The sequence below is a fragment of the Aliiroseovarius marinus genome (genome assembly GCF_050881025.1).
GTDB classification, from domain to species: Bacteria; Pseudomonadota; Alphaproteobacteria; order Rhodobacterales; family Rhodobacteraceae; genus Aliiroseovarius; species Aliiroseovarius marinus_A.
In genome coordinates this window covers 848,226-866,800 of sequence record NZ_JBNNXQ010000001.1, presented here as the reverse complement: position 1 = coordinate 866,800, position 18,575 = coordinate 848,226, and the positions used below count along the sequence as shown (strand labels likewise).

The window sequence follows — 18,575 nt, the reverse complement described above, 5'->3', positions numbered from 1 at the left end:
TTCACATTGCGCCTTGATCAGACATGACTCGTGTCCTCATTACCGGACAAATCGGGCAAGATCATGGCGTTTGTTCTTGATTTTGATCCAATCGGCCCAGCTTCTCAAGAATTTTCACTTCGTTGGCAATGCGTTTTCCGAAACTGCTCAGTTGAACGATGCGATTTTGCCGATCGGTGCGACCAAATATCCCACCCGACCGCTCCCAAATACCGTCTTCGGTAAATGCTTCACGCATCGGAAGGGCGCTGGGCGACAGGAGGATCAATGTGACCACATGGCCTTTTTCTCGCAATTTCAGCGCCTTGTCCCGTAGCTGCTTGGCTTGCCATATACGACCCGACAATAGCCGCGCCCCGCGCGTGCTAGCCGAAATGCTCTTAAATGGAGCTTTCGCATGCTCAATGGGGACTGGGGGCGTTAATTCTCGTTCTATCCCATACGCCCAGCCAGCATCGAACCCGCCCAGCAATGTTGCGATCTGCCCCGGCTCCAACCGCCCCTCCACCATGTGTTGCAAAAGGCGCCGGCGCTGAGCATCGCGACAGATCACGCGCGCCGGCTCATCCGCGCCATCTGGCGCGTGTTTGCGTGCAAAAACAGCGGAGCTTGACCCGATCTGCGTCAGGTCCGTTGGTGCGCGACTTGCCGTGCGTACCGCGTTTTCAGCATAGCCGTGATGCACCTGGGCCAATGGCACCAGAACCGTCGACACCCCGCGTGCGCCCAGCCGCATATTCACATCGGTTTCATCCAGAAAAAACGCATAGGCAGGGTCGAACCCCCCCATGCGACACAGAGTGTCGCGGCGAAAAGCGCAATTCGTGCCCTCGGTCCGGATGCCCATGTCCTTTCGGCCACGAAACAGCTCGGGCACATCGCCTGTCATGTCCAAAGGATGGGACTGGCCCATCCGGTCAACCCACTGCGCAGACCACTGAAGGCTAATCCCATTGCGCCCACGCACATAGCCCCCTGTTGCCTCGACATTCGGATCGTCAAAGGGGGGGATCAGGTGATTGAGCCAGCTGGGTTCGGCCACCGCATCATCATCGATGAAAGCAACAAACGTGCCCGCCGCATGCGCCAGCCCCAAATTGCGCGCCTTCGAAATATTGGCTTCATCAAATGGCACCAGTTTCAAAGGCAACCCCGAGGCCTCTGCCACCCGGATGCCATCCGGATCCGCGACGACAATCACTTCGACAGACGGGTAGAACAACTGCGAAAGCCCCTGCAGGCATCGCCCCAATAGCGCAGGGCGCCCCCGGCTGACGACAATGACGCTGACAGGGGCGGCAAGGGCAGACATATCAGGCTTTCTTCAGATCCACGCCCGGTGCATAGGCAATGAAGAACGGGTTTTCATAGATCGGTTTGCCATAGGTCAACGGCGAGTGATCGTCAAAGCGCACCACGTCGCCCCCCGCGCCTTTCAAGACCGCATGGCCGGCAGCAGTATCCCATTCCATGGTCCGGCCCACGCGCGGGTAAAGGTCAGCTTCCCCTGTGGCGACGAGACAGAACTTCAACGAGCTGCCTGCGGACTTGCTGTCCTTGACGCTATATTTGTTGATGTAGTCTTCGGTCGCCTGATCACGGTGCGACTTGGACGCCACAATGAACAGCGCATCATTGTCAGGGGTCGAAACCTTGATCGGCGACAACGCACCCACGGCGTCCTTATCAAAGGGGCCCTGTTCCTCGACGCTTTCGCCACCAGCGCGGGTAAAGAACATGCGGCCTTTGGCAGGCGCATAAACCACGCCGCGGATCGGCGTGCCATCGACCACATAGGCAATGTTCACCGTGAAATCACCGCGCCGATGGATGAACTCCTTTGTGCCGTCCAGAGGGTCAACAATCAGAAATTCGCGGGCCTGTTCACTGTGGCTGTCAGCCTGTTCTTCCGTAACCAGAAGCACGTCCGGGAAAACGGCACGCAGACCTTTGGATATCAACGCATCCGCTGCCTCGTCTGCCGCGGTCACCGGGCTGTCATCGGACTTGGCGCGCACATCGAAATCATCTGAATTGTAGATTTCCATGATCACATCTCCGGCTTCCAGTGCCAGTTTGCGCATCACGCTTTCCAAACGATCGAAATCCAACGGCTCACTCCTAAAACAGCGGGTTTTCACCCTGTTGATAACATTTTGCAGCCCTCTTATGGTATTTGGGTAAAGGAACAGCAAGAATTCCCTGCGAAAAAGAGCACGTACCGGGCGAAAGGCAGCCTTATGTTCGAGATTCAGCAACGCCAGTCAAAGCTGGTTGCCGCTTTCATGATGATGCAAGTCATCTACCATGCGACCGCGCGCAGCGTGCGCAAGACGCATGCCAATGCCTTTGCAGCCTTGCTGATCAATATGTTCCAGGTGATGGTTCTGGTCGCCACATTTTACGTGATGTTTGGCATTCTGGGTCTGAGGGGGTCCGCCCTGAGGGGTGATTTCCTTGTCTATATCATGTCCGGTATTTTCATCTTTATGACCAATACCAAGACATTGGGTGCTGTGGTCGGGTCCGAGGGTCCAGCATCCCCGATGATGCAACACGCGCCAATGAACACCTTTGTCGCAATCATCTCGGCCGCTCTTGGGGCGCTCTATATCCAGCTGTTTTCGGTATTTGTGGTGCTGTTCATCTATCATGTGGCGGTCACGCCGGTTGAAATTGATCAGCCGGTCGCGACCTTTTCGATGGTGCTATTGGGCTGGTTCAATGGTGCGTCACTTGGCCTGATATTTCTGGCGCTGAAACCGTGGTTTCCGCAGTTCACCAGCGTTGCTTCAACGGTTTATACGCGCGCGAACATGATTGCCTCCGGCAAGATGTTCGTCGCCAACACATTGCCCTTTTATGTGCTGGTCTTCTTTAGCTGGAACCCGCTGTTTCACATCATTGACCAGGCGCGCGGTTTTGCCTTCATCAACTACAACCCTCACCACTCAAGCTGGATGTATCCTCTTTTGGTTTCGGTGGCCTTCACGCTGATCGGATTCATGGGGGAAAGCTATACACGCAAACACGCCTCGATCAGCTGGGATGCGCGGCGTTGATCTTTCTGGCCTGTCGCAATCTCGCAAAGTGCTGAGACCTACTGATCAACAGCGCGCAGGGTTAGATTCAGCCTCCCGGATGATTTAAGCAAGGCAGACGACCCGTATCTAATCCGGTCCACCCCGTGATAGGCCAAACGTGCAGGCCCCCCCAAAACCAACACGTCGCCGGATGTCAGCCAATGCGATTGTGTTGGGCCTTTTCGTTCCACACCACCAATTCTGAATAGCGCGTCATCCCCAAGGCTGATCGAAATCACCGGCCACGAAAAATCGCCCTCGTCTCGATCCTGGTGCATCCCCATTTTCGCACCTTCTGCATAGAAATTCACCAGACAGCTGTCTGGGTCACGGGGCACACCTGACAGTGCTTGCCACACGTCAAGAGCAAGTGGCGGGATCGGTGGCCAATCAGTCCCCTCTGGGTGGCGCGGCTCATACCGATAGCCACGGCGGTCCGACACCCAACCCAAGCGGCCAGACGACGTCATACGCACGGACATCTGTTTCCCTGACGCCGTTTGAGGGTGGAACAGTGGCGCGCGCGCAACGACTTCGCGCACCTGCTCAACCAGTTCACTTTGCGCCGCAGCACCAAGCATCCCCTTGAAAAGTTTCGCCCCACCCAGATCGAGCGGCACCAAGTCTTGCGCAAACATGACCAAAACCCTGAAAATGACTCGTTTTTTTGCCCCTTACCGGGTGCGGGACGGCTTGCAGGCCCGATTTCGCCTACTTATATACGCCTCGACACCGGATGCAGGCACACCTGCACCGGTCACATTTGGGATCAGGGGCCGATGCTTTGCAAGGTCGGTTCCTTCAACATCGCCTAAGAGAGGATTTTGAGCATGGCCAAAGTCATCGGTATCGACCTCGGCACCACAAACTCGTGTGTTGCCATCATGGACGGCTCGCAGCCGCGAGTCATTGAAAACGCAGAAGGCGCACGTACCACGCCTTCGATCGTCGCCTTCAAAGATGAAGAGCGTCTGGTGGGCCAGCCGGCCAAACGTCAGGCTGTCACCAACCCCGACAACACTGTCTTCGCCGTGAAGCGCCTGATTGGCCGCAACATGAATGACCCGGCTGTCGAGAAAGACAAGAAGCTGGTTCCCTACGCCATCGTGGACGGCGGCAATGGCGACGCATGGGTCGAGGCGGCTGGTGAGAAATATTCGCCTTCGCAGATTTCGGCCTTCATTCTGGGCAAGATGAAAGAAACGGCAGAAAGCTATCTGGGTGAGGAAGTCACTCAGGCCGTGATCACCGTGCCCGCCTATTTCAACGACGCACAGCGTCAGGCCACCAAGGACGCCGGCAAGATTGCCGGTCTGGAAGTGCTGCGCATCATCAACGAACCGACCGCTGCTGCTCTGGCTTACGGTCTGGACAAAGAAGAGACCCAAACCATCGCGGTTTACGACCTTGGTGGTGGCACCTTCGACGTGACCATCCTGGAAATCGACGACGGGTTGTTCGAAGTGAAATCGACCAACGGCGACACGTTCCTTGGTGGTGAAGACTTCGACATGCGCATCGTCCAGTATCTGGTTGATGAGTTCAAAAAGGAAAACCAGGTTGATCTGTCGAAAGACAAGATGGCTCTGCAGCGTCTGAAAGAAGCCGCTGAAAAAGCCAAGATCGAACTGTCGTCTGCCTCGCAGACCGAAATCAACCAGCCCTTCATCTCGATGGGTTCGGATGGTGCACCGCTGCACATGGTCATGAAGCTGACCCGCGCCAAGCTGGAAAGCCTCGTGTCGGACCTGATCAAGCGTTCGATCAAGCCCTGTCAGGCCGCTCTGAAAGACGCTGGTCTGTCGACCGGCGACATCGACGAGGTAGTTCTGGTCGGCGGTATGACCCGCATGCCGAAAGTGATCGAAGAGGTCACAAAGTTCTTCGGTAAAGAGCCGCACAAGGGTGTGAACCCGGACGAAGTGGTTGCCATGGGTGCCGCCATTCAGGCCGGCGTTCTGCAGGGCGACGTGAAAGACGTTGTTCTTCTGGACGTAACCCCGCTGTCGCTGGGCATCGAGACGCTGGGTGGCGTGTTCACCCGCCTGATCGACCGCAACACGACGATCCCGACGAAAAAGTCGCAGATCTTCTCGACCGCGGAAGACAACCAGAACGCCGTAACCCTGCGCGTGTTCCAAGGTGAGCGTGAGATGGCTGCGGACAACAAGATCCTGGGCCAGTTCAACCTCGAAGACATCCCGCCCGCACCGCGCGGCATGCCTCAGATCGAGGTGACCTTCGACATCGACGCCAACGGCATCGTTGAAGTGGGCGCCAAGGACAAAGGCACCGGCAAAGAGCAGAAAATCACCATCCAAGCTTCGGGCGGTCTGTCAGATGACGACATCGAAGCAATGGTGAAAGACGCTGAAGCCAACGCCGAAGCGGACAAGGATCGCAAGGAACTTGTCGAAGCGCGCAACCAGGCCGAAAGCCTGATCCATTCGACCGAGAAGTCGATGGAAGAGCACAACGACAAGGTCGACCCGACCACGATCGAAGCCATCGAGCTGGCAATTGCCGCGCTGAAGGACGATCTGGCCAAGGACGACGCCAGTGCCGACAAGATCAAAGGCGGCATCCAGAACGTGACCGAAGCGGCCATGAAACTGGGCGAGGCGATCTATAAGTCGCAGCAGGAAGAAGCTGCGGGTGAAGCCCCGGAAGAGGCTGATGGCCCTTCGGCTGTGGACGATGACATCGTTGACGCCGATTTCGAAGACCTTGACGATAACAAACGTTAAGTCAATCAGGTGAAAGGCGGGGCGGCATGGCTGCCCTGCCCCCCTCCCAAAGGGAGAAGACCCCATGGCAAAACGTGATTATTACGAGGTCCTTGGTGCCGCGAAGGGCGCTTCGGCAGATGAGCTGAAGAAAGCCTATCGCAAGAAGGCCAAGGAACTTCATCCGGATCGCAATTCCGACAATCCCAACGCCGAGGCGCAGTTCAAAGAAGTGAACGAAGCCTATGACGTGCTGAAGGATGCCGAAAAGAAAGCCGCCTATGACCGGTTTGGCCACGCCGCCTTCGAAGGTGGCATGGGCGGGCGTCCCGGTGGCGGACACCCCGGACAAGGCGATTTCGCCAGCGCGTTTTCAGACGTGTTTGACGATCTGTTTGGCGACTTCATGGGCGGCGGCGGTCGCGGTGGCGGACGTGCCCGTGCACAACGCGGATCGGACCTGCGCTATAACCTGCGCGTAACGCTGGAAGAAGCTTTCTCAGGCCTGCAGAAAACCATCAACGTACCTACCTCTGTTGCATGCGAAGAATGCGACGGAACCGGGGCAGAAGCAGGTGCCGAGCCAGCCATGTGTCCGACCTGTTCAGGCATGGGCAAGGTCCGCGCGCAACAAGGTTTCTTTACCGTTGAACGCAGCTGCCCGACCTGCCAGGGCACGGGCCAGATCATCCAAAACCCCTGCAAGTCTTGCCATGGTGCCGGGCGCAAGGAAAAGGAACGCTCGCTGGCGGTGAACATCCCGGCAGGTGTCGAAACCGGTACGCGTATTCGTCTGGCCGGTGAAGGCGAAGCTGGAATGCGGGGCGGACCCTCGGGTGACCTTTACATCTTCATCGACGTGGCCGAGCACCAGATATTCGACCGCGAAGGCACCCACCTTCACTGTCGCGTCCCGGTTTCGATGGCAGCCGCCGCAATGGGTGGCGATATCGAAGTCCCGACCATCGACGGTGGCCGTTCGCGGGTTAAAATCCCGGCGGGCAGCCAGTCCGGTCGTCAAATGCGTTTGCGCGCGAAGGGTATGCCCGGCCTGCGCGGTGGCCCGAATGGCGATATGTATATCGAACTGGCCGTTGAGACCCCGGTCAATCTAACCTCGAAGCAGAAAGAACTGCTGCGCGAGTTTGAAAAACTATCGGAAGAAAACAATCCTGAAAGCTCTAATTTCTTCTCGAAGGTGAAGAGCTTTTGGGACAGCATGAAGGGCTGACACCCTACCGTGAAACGAACAATGGCCCGGCTTATAAAGCTCGGGCCATTGTTCTTTCTTAAAGCGTTTCGAGATTAAGCCCGATCACAACTTGATTTCGAAACGCCCACGACATCAATAGGTTCCGCGCGTTTCGACATATTGTCGTACCTCAACAATAAGTCGAAACACTTTAACGCCTGTTAACCATTCATTCACCAGTTTCTGGGCAGTCTGGTCTTATGACCGAGAGCAGACAATTCCAATTTGGTGAGATGGCCCAGGCGCTCTTTGACAGCGAGGAAGCGCCAGCCGTTCCGATCCAGATGAAGGGCGGCAAACTGCCGTCTTACATCAAGGATCACCGCAAACGCCTGCGTGCGCGATTCATGGATGGTGGTGCACAGGCCATGCCGGACTATGAATTGCTCGAGCTGTTACTATTTCGCTCTATTCCGCGTCGTGACGTCAAACCGATTGCACGCGAACTGTTGGAGACATTTGGTGATTTCAATCGAGTGCTCTCCGCGCCCAAGGAAAGACTGCGCGCGGTTCCGGGCATTGGTGATACCGTGATCACCGACCTGAAGATCGTCGAAGCCGCGGCGCATCGCATGGCGCGATCAAAGGTGATCAAGCGCCACGTAATTTCAAGCTGGGATGCGGTTCTGGACTATTGCCACACCACGATGGCGCATCGCGACACGGAACAATTCCGTGTGTTGTTTCTGGACCGTAAGAACGTACTGATTGCCGATGAAGAGCAAGCCAAAGGTACAGTAGACCACGTACCGGTTTACCCACGTGAAGTTGTGAAGCGGGCGCTGGAGCTGAACGCCTCGGCCCTTATCCTTGTGCATAATCACCCGTCCGGTGACCCAACGCCGTCTGAAAGCGATATTCAGATGACCAGCCAAGTGAACGATGCAGCGCAGGCGTTAAACATCACTCTTCATGATCATCTTATCATTGGAAAATCGGCCGAGCTGAGTTTTCGCAGTGCGGGATATTTGTGAAGGTCAATCGAGCCAGATTTCGACCCGACGGTTCACGCCACGCCCCCACGCACTGTCGTCACAGGCCATTGGCATCGCTTCACCAAACCCTTCAACCAGAAGTGTCACGCGATCCGCGTTGAAGGCCTCGAGCTCTCCCATCACCAAATCTTTGACACGCATTGCGCGTTTGCGTGACAGTGTCAAATTTTGCGCCGCATCACCTTGCCCGTCAGAAAACCCAATGAAGCTCAACCGTTTGCCATCAAACCGTCCATTTTCCAAAGCTTCTGCCAGCAAAGCGACATTTGATCGTGACGGCGCATCAAGCCGGGTCGAGCCGCCTTCAAACCGAAAACTGATCGACAGTCGCTCTTTGCCCGTGAGTGCGCTGACCATGCCCTTCAGGTCCTCCAACGCAATCTCGGATCCTGCGGCGGTGACCGCGTTTGCGAACCGATCACCCTGCGCACGCAGCGGCTGTCCTGTCAGGGCCTGATCCACGAAACGGGCGCGGCGCGTGACGAACTGAGCGCTCTCAGTGCGGAGATAGTCAAGCAGCTCGCGCCCAATCAGGGGAAGTCGCCGCTCTGGCAGGTAGAGATACATGGGCATGGTCAGCGGATAATCTTCTGACTTGATCGATGCACGCGACGCATGAACCGAAAACCCGCACCCGCCTGACAATTCGACCACTTCACCATTTCCGCGTTCCGTAAAGGTGGTGATCGCAATCCCGAATGGATCGCGCGCAATCGCATCCGCAAGTGCGCTGCTGGTTGGGTGGAAAAGCACTTTGTCTGAAAGAGAGACACCCTGTGCAGAAATCACATCCTGCATGAAAACCGGGCTGAAGCCTTCCTCGATATCCATCATGTAAGGCGTGATCGGCGCGTCTTCGCCACCCAGCTCTTTCCAGTTTTTGATCTTCCCGGCATAAATCGCGGCGAGCTGAGAAATGGACAGGCGACTAACCGGGTTGCCCGGTGACACGATGGGCACCAGCGCATCCAAGGCGATCACACGGCTTTGTCGTGCAATGCGCAAATCCCCCAACCCTGCATCGCGCGCCATGCTGCGTTCACGGGTCGATGCCTGACGCATCGACAGCACCATATCTGCCTCTTGGCTAAGCAGGTCTGCAAAGCCCTCTGAGCTGGTGGATTGCTTGATAGTGACGCGGGCAAGTTCCTGCCCGTTATTGCCTTCGAGCAAAGTATAAAGCGTGCCGATGCCGCGCAGCTCTTCACGTTTCAGCGCGTATCCCTGACGCAAGGCAAACCCCTCAACCAACGCCGGAAACAACACCGCACCCATGTTGCGCGCACCGGAAATGGTCAGCTCTGCAACATATGGCCCAAGGCTTGGACAGCCCGGACCGTCACATGTGACACCGGATGCATCGACCGTCAGGATGCCGTATTCCGTGTCAACGCGATAGAACTCGCCATCAAAGGTCAGAAGCGTGCCCGTCAGCTCAATGGATTTGTCGCGGGACGTGAGGGTCACGTCCTCGGCCAAGGCTGGAAACCCCCAGATGAGCGCCGCCAATGCGGCCGCTGCCATCCGTCCGACTACACTCATCCTGTTACCCCAAGCTGCCTCGCGCTGGCCAATCATCCGGGCAAGAGGCCCAGATTTCAACCGTCAATGCGCAAGCGTGCTGGATCAGGCCAGCCGCCCGTGACAATGCTTGAACTTCTTGCCGGATCCACAGGGACAGGGATCGTTGCGCGAAGGATTGCCCCAGGTCGAAGGATCATTTTCGTCGAAGCCTTCCTGCGCGGCCTGACTTTGAGCGCCCGCCTCTGCCAGCGCCTGTTGCTGTTGCAACATCTGTTGCATCATCGCCTGTTGCTCTTCTTCCGTCATCGGGCGGATTTGTCCAAGCTTTTGGGTGACATCCGACCGCAAGCTATCAAGCAGGCTTTCAAAAAGCTGGAACGCTTCTGTCTTGTATTCATTCAACGGGTCACGCTGTGCATAGCCGCGGAAACCCACAACCGAGCGCAGATGATCAAGGGTCAGAAGATGTTCGCGCCATTTCGCATCAATTGTCTGAAGAATAAGCTGCTTCTCGACCGAGCGCATGGTCTCGGGCCCAAAGTCAGCGGCCTTCTTGGCCATGAACTCGTCCGACGCGTCATAGAGGCGCTCGCGGATCATGTCATCATCAACGCCTTCCTCTGCGGCCCAGTCAACAACCGGCACCTCAAAACCAAGATGTTCAATCACCGACGCTTGAAGCCCGGTCGTATCCCATTGGTCTGCATATGATTTCGGCGGCATATGGGTGTCGACAAGGTCATCAATAACCTGATGACGCATATCACCTGCGATCTCTGACAGATCCTCGGCTTCCATGATTTCCAGACGCTGACCAAAGATGGCTTTACGCTGATCGTTCATCACGTCGTCAAATTTCAGAAGCTGTTTGCGGATGTCGAAGTTGCGCCCCTCGACCTTGGCTTGCGCGCGTTCCAGCGATTTGTTCACCCACGGGTGCACAATGGCTTCGCCTTCCTGCATACCCAGGGTAGAGAGCACTTTTTCCAGCCGTTCCGAGCCGAAAATCCGCATCAGGTCATCTTCAAGCGACAGGAAGAAGGACGAGCGCCCCGGGTCGCCCTGACGGCCCGAACGACCGCGCAGCTGGTTATCGATGCGGCGGCTTTCGTGACGCTCTGTCGCCAGAACGAACAGGCCGCCAGCATCCTTAACTGCCTGCTCATCGGCATCATGTGCAGCTTCGATCCGGGTGCGAATTTCATCGGGGTTGCCGTCAGGGTCAGCCGCGATGGCCTCCATCACCTTAAACTCGACATTGCCGCCCAGCTTAATGTCCGTACCACGGCCAGCCATGTTGGTGGCAATCGTGACTGCGCCCAGCTTGCCGGCATCGGCAACGATCTGTGCTTCGCGCTCGTGCTGACGCGCGTTCAGAACATCATGCTTGATCTTTGCCTGTGTCAGCAACTGCGACAGCTCTTCTGATTTTTCAATCGAGGTGGTGCCAACCAGAATCGGCTGCCCTTTCTCATGGGCTTTGGCGATTTCTTCGACCACAGCGGCGTATTTCTCACGCTCTGTACGGTAAACCGCGTCATGATCGTCAATCCGGGCAATCGGGCGGTTGGTGGGTACTTCGACAACACCCAGACCATAAATTTCGTCAAATTCCTCGGCCTCGGTCAGCGCTGTGCCGGTCATGCCCGACAGCGTGCCATAAAGGCGGAAGTAGTTCTGGAAGGTCACCGACGCGAGGGTCACATTCTCGGGCTGGGTCTTGCAGCCTTCCTTGGCCTCAATAGCCTGATGCAGACCTTCGGACAGGCGGCGACCTGCCATCATGCGGCCTGTGAATTCGTCGATCAGCACAACCTCGCCATCGCGAACGATATAATCCTTGTCGCGTGTGAACAGCTTATGCGCACGCAGGCCCTGGTTCACGTGGTGAACAATGGTGGTGCTTTCCGGGTCATAAAGCGACTGACCTTCGGGCAGCAGACCGCGAGCATGCAGGACCTCCTCCAAAAACTCGTTGCCATCCTCGGTAAAGGTAGCGCCACGGTTCTTTTCGTCGATCGTATAGTGGTCTTCGGTCAGCTCTGGAATCAGCGCGTCGATGGTGACGTAAAGCTCGGACCGATCCTCGGACGGGCCAGAAATGATCAGTGGCGTGCGGGCCTCGTCGATCAGGATCGAGTCAACCTCGTCAACAATTGCGAAATTGTGCCCACGCTGCGCCATGTCCTTGAGGTCGGACTTCATATTGTCGCGCAGATAGTCAAAGCCCAGCTCGTTGTTGGTGGCATAGGTCACATCACAGGCATAGGCGTCACGTTTTTCTGCATCGTCCTGCTGTGGGTAAACCACTCCTGTGGTCATGCCCAGCGCGCCATAAACCTTGCTCATCCATTCCGCGTCGCGTCGGGCGAGGTAATCGTTCACCGTAACAATATGCACACCCTTGCCGGTCAGCGCGTTCAGATAGGCCGGGAAGGTGGCCACAAGCGTTTTACCTTCGCCCGTCTTCATCTCGGCGATGTTGCCCTGATGCAGGAACATGCCGCCCATCAGCTGTGTATCAAAGGCCCGAAGGCCCAAAGCGCGCTTGGCGGCTTCGCGACAGTTTGCGAAGGCCTCAGGCAGGATCGCATCCAGCTTTTCACCGTCAGCAATGCGTTTCTTGAACTCTTCGGTTTTGGCGACAAGCCCATCATCGCTCAGCGCGGCAAATTCATCTTCCAGCGCATTGATCTTTTCGACCACCGGTCGGGTGGCTTTGATCTTGCGGTCATTCGGGGTCCCAAAGACGGCGCGCGCGATTTTTCCAAGCATGTTTTTGTGCCTCAATGCATTTCTGAGCGTTTCTGACGCTGGTGTGACCATAGGGAACTTGCCCGTCCCTGCCCGGCCCCCTATCTAGGAGCCCAAGAACCAGCGCTCTCAAGCCTTCAAGCGATGTAAGCGTCGGGTGTAAAACTGTCAATGTTGCCGGGGAAACCGGCTTGTTTTGAGGACATATTCATGCTGAACCGCAACGCCTTTTTGCTGGGAACTGCGATGGCCGTCGCATTGGTCCTGCCAGCCCATGCCGAAGACACCGCAGCTTCGGCGCAAACACCTGCCACAATCTCTGTAGATGGCGACACGATCCTGGCCACCGTAAATGGCGATGACATCACGATGGCGCATGTGATTGCGGCGCGTCTGGGGTTGGCAGAACAGTTTCAATCGCTTCCCAATGACGTGCTTTTGCCGGGTCTGGTTGAACAGCTGATCCAGCAAACGGTTCTCAGTCAGGCCATTGGCGAAGTTAGCCGCCGCACCTCGATCCAGCTGGAAAACCAGCGTCGCGAAATTGTCGCTGCCGAGATGATCGACAGCGTGATTTCAGGTGCGGTAACTGATGAAGCCCTGAAAGCAGAATATGATGCGCAATTTGACGGGGCAGAGCCGACAGAAGAGTTCAACGCCTCGCATATCCTTGTCGAAACTGAAGACAAGGCGAAAGAGCTGATCGCAGAACTGGAGGGCGGGGCAGATTTCGCCGCTCTGGCCAAAACGCATTCGACCGGCCCGTCCGGCCCCAATGGGGGAGAGTTAGGCTGGTTCAGCTCCGGAATGATGGTGAAACCGTTTGAAGATGCCGTGGTCGCGCTGGATCGCGGCGCGGTTTCAGCTCCGGTTCAGACGCAGTTTGGCTGGCATGTGATCATTCTGAACGACAAGCGCATGCAAGGCGCCCCCGCGCTTGAAGAAGTTCGCGAAGAACTTGCTGCAAAGATCGAAAATGACGCGATCGAAGCCGCGCTTGCAAAGCTTCTGGAAGCCGCGACGATCGACCGGGTCGAGTTGGACGGGATTGACCCGGACATTCTTGGCAATGCCGAGTTGTTGGACAAGTAAGGGCGGCGACATGGGTAAAAAGGTAAAGAAGCTCAAGAAAAAGGTCGCCAAGCTGAAGGCACAGCTTGCAGCGGCGCAAGATCACACGTTTGAGGTTTCGCCACTGGCCCCTCTTGCATTTCCTGACATGCCAGAAATTGCGGGGGCAAGGTTCTCTGCGGTGAATTCCGGCGTCAAATATGTCGGCCGCCCGGACGTGATGTTGGCTGAGCTGCAGCCCGGCACGGCAATCGCCGGTGTTTTCACCAAGTCCGCAACACGGTCTGCGCCCGTTCTGGACTGTCAGGCCAAGCTGGGCAGTGACAGCTCTGATGGGGCAGCTTTCCTGGTCAACGCAGGCAACTCAAATGCGTTCACCGGTGCTGCCGGTACTGGCTCGGTTGAAGCGATTTCATCCGCCGTTGCCAGCACATTGGGCGTACCGGAAAACAGGGTCTATACCGCCTCAACTGGCGTGATTGGTGAACCTTTGCCGCATGAGCGGATCGTAGACCGCATCTCCGAATTGAAGGACACGCTAACCCCCAACGCAATGAAGGATGCGGCGCAGGCCATTCGCACCACAGACACCTTCCCGAAAGGCGCGAAGGCAGAGGTAAAAATTGGCGGTCGCAGCGTACAAATCGCAGGTATCGCCAAAGGGTCCGGGATGATCGCGCCGGATATGGCAACGATGCTGGTCTTTATTTTCACCGACGCAAAAGTGGCGCAGGACGATCTGCAAGCGATGCTCTCAGACCTGAACGAACGCAGTTTCAACGCGATCACCGTGGACAGCGATACGTCGACCTCCGACACGCTGCTGCTGGCGGCGACCGGGGCATCGGGTGTGGAGGTTGAACGCGACCACGCGGGGTTCCGCGCCGCCTTGAACGAGGTGATGCTGGACCTTGCCCACCAAGTCGTGCGCGACGGCGAAGGCGCCACGAAGTTTGTCGAGGTTCGCGTCACAGGCGCAAAAACCGATGCGGACGCCAAGACCCACGCCCTGTCCATCGCCAACTCGCCACTGGTGAAGACCGCTGTCGCCGGCGAGGATCCCAACTGGGGCCGCGTAGTCATGGCCATCGGTAAATCCGGCGCCTATGCGGATCGCGACAAGCTGACCATCCGGTTTGGTGATATCCTTGTCGCCGAAAAGGGCTGGGTTTCACCCCAGTATCGCGAAGAGGACGGCGCTGGCTATATGACGCAGGACGAGCTGCTGATCGACGTGGATCTGGGCGTTGGGGATGGGCAGGCAACCGTCTGGACCTGCGACCTGACCCATGCCTATATCCAGATCAACGCGGACTACCGGTCTTGAAGACGGTTCTGGTTTCCGCCGTCGCCCTGATCGACCCTGATGGGCGCATTCTGTTGGCACAACGCCCCGAAGGGAAATCCATGGCGGGGTTGTGGGAGTTTCCGGGCGGCAAAGTCGAAGCTGGCGAAACCCCTGAAGCCGCATTGATCCGCGAGCTTGAAGAGGAGCTGGGGATCAATACCTGGTCTTCTTGCTTGGCGCCTCTTTCTTTTGCAAGCCACAACTATGAGGACTTCCATCTTCTCATGCCACTCTTTGCCTGCCGGAAATGGGAGGGCACACCCACGCCCCGAGAGGGGCAGGTATTGAAATGGGCGCGTGTGAATGAGCTACGAGATTACCCGATGCCACCGGCAGACATTCCCTTGATCCCCGTGTTGAGAGAGCTTCTCTAAAAATTTACAGGAACTTTACCTTTCAGATGCTATCCTAAGGACAGTTCAGATTTCCTGGGGGATGTCTCATGCTGAAAACGATCATGCTTGGTAGCCGAATCATGGTTCAGGGCCGCTTTGTCAAAGAGCTGCCCGATGGGCGACTGATGCTGCGTGTTGATGGAAAAATCCATATCGGATGGCCCGTTACGCACGCGAAAGCTGCCTGATCTGCAAAGCTGGAATTGGCGCTCGCTACTTTGGCTCGCCACCAAAAGAAAAGGGGACGGAATTTCCGTCCCCTTTTGCATTCATACACGCTTGGCTTAGTCCAAGGTGCGTTCGACCTCTTCGCGCTCGAAAATCTCGATCACGTCATTCGGGCGAATGTCATCGTAGTTCTCGAACGCCATACCGCATTCCTGGCCCGACAGAACCTCTTTCACTTCGTCCTTGAAGCGCTTCAGGGTTTTCAATGTGCCCTCGTGGATCACCACGTTGTCACGAAGCAGACGCACACCAGCAGAGCGGCGCGCGACGCCTTCGGTCACCAGACAGCCGGCAACCTTGCCAACGCCAGACACTTTGAAGACTTCGCGGATCTCCGCATAACCGATGAAGTTTTCGCGGACTTCGGCAGACAGCAGGCCAGAGGCCGCAGCTTTCACATCATCCACAAGATCGTAGATGACCGAGTAGTAGCGGATCTCGACGCCCTTCTGGTTGGCCGAGTTACGGGCCGAGGCGTTCGCACGCACATTGAAGCCAATAACCGGCGCGCCCGAGGCTTCGGCCAGACCCACATCGCTTTCGGTGATTGCGCCCACACCATAGTGCAGAACGCGCACGCGCACTTCGTCGTTTCCGATCTTCTCCATCGCCTGAACGATGGCTTCAGCAGAGCCCTGCACATCAGCTTTGACCAGAATGGGCAGCTCGGCCACATCCTTGTCGGCCTTCGCTTTGGCCATCATCTGTTCCAGCGTGGTCGCAGCACCGGCAGCGGCGCGTTTGTCCTTGGCCGCCTGTTCGCGATACTCAGCGATTTCACGGGCCTGGGCTTCAGTGTCTACCACGTTCAGAACGTCACCCGCTTCGGGCGTGCCGTTCAGACCGAGAACCTCAACCGGCACAGAGGGACCAGCTTCTTTCACGCGATCACCCTGATCATTGACCAGCGCACGGACTTTACCCCATTGCTCACCAACAACAAAGATATCGCCCTGTTTCAGCGTCCCGTTCTGGACCAGAACGGTGGCAACGGGGCCGCGACCCACGTCCAGCTGGGCCTCAATCACGGCGCCCGAAGCTGCACGGCTCGGGTTGGCTTTGAGCTCAAGGATTTCCGACTGCAGGGCAATCGCTTCCAGCAGTTCATCAAGGCCGGCGCCAGTCACGGCAGAAACTTCAACGTCCTGCACGTCACCCGACATCTTCTCGACGATCACTTCATGCTGAAGAAGCTCAGCGCGGACCTGATCGGGGTTCGCAGTGGGCTTGTCGCATTTGTTGATCGCAACGATCATCGGAACCTCAGCCGCTTTCGCGTGGTTGATCGCTTCGATGGTCTGCGGCATGACGCTGTCATCAGCTGCAACGACCAAAACAACAATGTCCGTCACCTGAGCACCGCGCGCACGCATCGATGTAAACGCAGCGTGACCCGGCGTGTCGAGGAAGCTCAGCGTCGTTCCGCTTTCCGTTGTCACCTGATAGGCGCCAATGTGCTGGGTAATGCCACCAGCCTCGCCGGCGGTTACCTTGGTTGACCGGATCGCATCCAGAAGCGAGGTCTTACCGTGGTCAACGTGACCCATAATCGTGATGATCGGGGCGCGATCGACAAGGTCTTCTTCTTTGTCCTCGACCGTATCAATCACGTCTTCCACGTCTGCATCGGAAACGCGGACGATCTTGTGACCAAACTCTTCAATGATCAGTTCAGCAGTATCGGCGTCGATCGCTTGGTTCTGCGTGACCATCATGCCCATTTTCATGAGCGCCTTCACGACATCAGCCACACGTTCGGCCATACGGTTGGCCAGCTCGGAGACGACGATGGCTTCGGGGACCTGAACGTCGCGGATGACCTTTTCCCGCTCGACCGATTCACCCATGGCTTTCTGGCGTGCACGCTCTTGCTTACGACGCATCGATGCAACCGAACGCTGACGTCCGTCACCGCCACGCATGGCTTGGTTCAAGGTCAATTTGCCCGAACGGCGACCATCATCGCGGCCACCTTTGCTGTTGCGGTTCTGGCGATCATTGGCGCCGCCACGCTCATCTTTTTTGCGGGGTGCCGAAGATGGTTTGCCTGTTCCGCGTTGCTCGGCGGCTTGAGCCGCAGCCGGATCGGCAGCAGGCGCAGGCTTCGTGCGCGTCTTGGCTTCCTCGGCCTCGCGCTTCTTGCGGGCCTCTTCTTCAGCTTTTGCCTTCAGGGCTTCTTCGCGTTCGCGTTCGGCACGCTCTTTGGCTTCCGCCTCTTCGCGGCGACGCTTACGCTCTTCTTCGCGCGCCTTTTCTTGCGCGGCCCGCTTTTCAGCTTCTTCCGTTTCGCGGGCTTTTGCAGCCTGAAGCGCCTTCAGGCGACGTTCCATTTCCGCATCTGAAATGCCGGCGGGGCGTTTCTTGGGGTCACCAGCTGCAGGCGAGGCGCCCGCACCACCAGCTGCCGCACCCGGCTTGGGCACGACAACGCGCTTGCGTTTCGTTTCGACCACGACGTTTTTGGTGCGCCCGTGGCTGAAGCTCTGCTTCACCTGGCCGGGGCGGCTTCCGCGCAGGCCGAGGGTCTTTTTGCCGTCATTATCGCTCATCTGGTCTTCGTACCTTTCCGGCGGGCCTTCCCACCGTCGCTATCTTGCACGCGCATCGCTGTCAGTTTCTGGGCTTCCTCTACAACACGAGAGGCCAAACCGCCAGACGCAAGCGCGCCATGTATCACATTTTCACGTCCAAACGCCAAACCCAGCTCGTTGCCGGTCAGACATTCAATAAACCGTCCCGGTTCTCGGGGCGGCCTGAGTTTCGACTTGCCGCGTTCGGACCCATCCGACGCCTGGATCAAAACCTGTGCCTGATCCTTGGCCAGCCAGTCTTTAACCTTTTCATAGCCCGCAATCGCCTGACCCGCCTTGCGCGCCATGGCAATCAAATGGACAACGCGGTCCGCGTAGCCACGCTCGAGCAGATCAAGAAGCCCATCGGGCACCGTGACCTGCTGCTTCGCTGCGCGCGAAAACAGGCCCTTCTTGATCGCCGTCGCAATCGCCGCACGGTTGGCCGCAACATAGATGCCGCGCCCGGGCAGCTTACCCAGAAGGTCCGGAACAATCGTTCCGTCGGGCCCCACGACAAAGCGGATCAACCCGGCTTTTGGCTGGGTGTCCCCGGTCGCGATACAGCGCCGTTCCGGCTCATCAGGCCGCTTTTTGTGACCGCCGCGCGTCATGCGGGAACCCCTGAG

The 18,575-nt window shown here is 57.3% G+C and carries 15 protein-coding genes; 8 read left to right on the top strand and 7 right to left on the bottom strand.

What is annotated here, in order from left to right; all coding sequences use genetic code 11:
• Positions 1–61: 61 nt before the first annotated feature.
• Entirely contained in the window at positions 62–1,312 is a 1,251-nt protein-coding gene (locus ACRY08_RS04100) for a glycosyltransferase family 2 protein (protein WP_432448579.1), read from the bottom strand.
• A 1-nt stretch (position 1,313) separates the two neighbouring features.
• Positions 1,314–2,111 carry a 3'(2'),5'-bisphosphate nucleotidase CysQ gene (gene cysQ / locus ACRY08_RS04095; protein WP_432448578.1) on the bottom strand — a complete coding sequence of 266 codons (798 nt, stop codon included), beginning with the start codon at positions 2,109–2,111 and terminating at the stop codon, positions 1,314–1,316.
• A gap of 129 nt (positions 2,112–2,240) precedes the next feature.
• Between cysQ and ACRY08_RS04090 the strand changes: the two genes are divergently transcribed.
• A complete protein-coding gene (locus ACRY08_RS04090) occupies positions 2,241–3,062 on the top strand; it encodes an ABC transporter permease (protein WP_432448577.1) in 822 nt (273 codons plus the stop codon).
• 38 nt (positions 3,063–3,100) lie between these two features.
• Here ACRY08_RS04090 and ACRY08_RS04085 read toward each other — a convergent pair whose 3' ends face one another.
• The gene (locus tag ACRY08_RS04085; protein WP_432448576.1) at positions 3,101–3,721 is read right to left on the bottom strand and encodes an alpha-ketoglutarate-dependent dioxygenase AlkB family protein; all 621 of its coding nucleotides are present in this window, start codon (positions 3,719–3,721) and stop codon (positions 3,101–3,103) included.
• Between the two features lie 192 nt (positions 3,722–3,913).
• On the opposite strand from ACRY08_RS04085, the gene dnaK reads away from it, so the two are divergent.
• The 3 genes from dnaK to radC all read left to right on the top strand — a co-directional run bounded on the left by dnaK (position 3,914) and on the right by radC (position 8,035).
• Positions 3,914–5,830: a molecular chaperone DnaK gene (dnaK, locus tag ACRY08_RS04080; RefSeq protein WP_432448575.1), complete on the top strand. Its 1,917-nt coding sequence runs from the start codon at positions 3,914–3,916 to the stop codon at positions 5,828–5,830.
• A gap of 64 nt (positions 5,831–5,894) precedes the next feature.
• On the top strand, positions 5,895–7,040 hold the full coding sequence (dnaJ, locus tag ACRY08_RS04075; RefSeq protein ID WP_432448574.1) for a molecular chaperone DnaJ: 1,146 nt from the start codon (positions 5,895–5,897) through the stop codon (positions 7,038–7,040).
• 221 nt (positions 7,041–7,261) lie between these two features.
• The gene (gene radC, locus ACRY08_RS04070; RefSeq protein WP_432448573.1) at positions 7,262–8,035 is read left to right on the top strand and encodes a RadC family protein; all 774 of its coding nucleotides are present in this window, start codon (positions 7,262–7,264) and stop codon (positions 8,033–8,035) included.
• A 3-nt stretch (positions 8,036–8,038) separates the two neighbouring features.
• On the opposite strand, the gene ACRY08_RS04065 is transcribed toward radC, so the two are convergent.
• Together ACRY08_RS04065 and secA are read right to left on the bottom strand one after the other, a co-directional pair.
• Positions 8,039–9,598 (bottom strand): phosphate ABC transporter substrate-binding/OmpA family protein, encoded by a 1,560-nt coding sequence (locus tag ACRY08_RS04065; RefSeq protein WP_432448572.1) that lies wholly within the window; start codon positions 9,596–9,598, stop codon positions 8,039–8,041.
• Between the two features lie 84 nt (positions 9,599–9,682).
• A complete protein-coding gene (secA, locus tag ACRY08_RS04060; protein ID WP_432448571.1) occupies positions 9,683–12,355 on the bottom strand; it encodes a preprotein translocase subunit SecA in 2,673 nt (890 codons plus the stop codon).
• A 189-nt stretch (positions 12,356–12,544) separates the two neighbouring features.
• Here secA and ACRY08_RS04055 point away from each other — a divergent pair, with 189 nt between their 5' ends.
• The 4 genes from ACRY08_RS04055 (at position 12,545) to ACRY08_RS04040 (ending at position 15,336) form a co-directional block, all read left to right on the top strand.
• Positions 12,545–13,426: a peptidylprolyl isomerase gene (locus ACRY08_RS04055; protein ID WP_432448569.1), complete on the top strand. Its 882-nt coding sequence runs from the start codon at positions 12,545–12,547 to the stop codon at positions 13,424–13,426.
• Between the two features lie 10 nt (positions 13,427–13,436).
• On the top strand, positions 13,437–14,732 hold the full coding sequence (argJ, locus tag ACRY08_RS04050; RefSeq protein WP_432448567.1) for a bifunctional glutamate N-acetyltransferase/amino-acid acetyltransferase ArgJ: 1,296 nt from the start codon (positions 13,437–13,439) through the stop codon (positions 14,730–14,732).
• A complete protein-coding gene (gene mutT, locus ACRY08_RS04045; protein WP_432448566.1) occupies positions 14,729–15,127 on the top strand; it encodes an 8-oxo-dGTP diphosphatase MutT in 399 nt (132 codons plus the stop codon). Before argJ ends, mutT begins: the two co-directional genes overlap by 4 nt.
• 68 nt (positions 15,128–15,195) lie before the next feature.
• The gene (locus ACRY08_RS04040) at positions 15,196–15,336 is read left to right on the top strand and encodes a hypothetical protein (RefSeq protein WP_432448565.1); all 141 of its coding nucleotides are present in this window, start codon (positions 15,196–15,198) and stop codon (positions 15,334–15,336) included.
• Positions 15,337–15,432: 96 nt separating this feature from the next.
• On the opposite strand, the gene infB is transcribed toward ACRY08_RS04040, so the two are convergent.
• Together infB and ACRY08_RS04030 are read right to left on the bottom strand one after the other, a co-directional pair.
• Positions 15,433–17,925, bottom strand: coding sequence for a translation initiation factor IF-2 (gene infB / locus ACRY08_RS04035; protein WP_432448564.1), 2,493 nt, complete (start codon positions 17,923–17,925; stop codon positions 15,433–15,435).
• Positions 17,922–18,560: an RNA-binding protein gene (locus tag ACRY08_RS04030; RefSeq protein WP_432448563.1), complete on the bottom strand. Its 639-nt coding sequence runs from the start codon at positions 18,558–18,560 to the stop codon at positions 17,922–17,924. The genes infB and ACRY08_RS04030 overlap by 4 nt, the downstream gene beginning before the upstream one ends.
• Between the last annotated feature and the right edge of the window lie 15 nt (positions 18,561–18,575).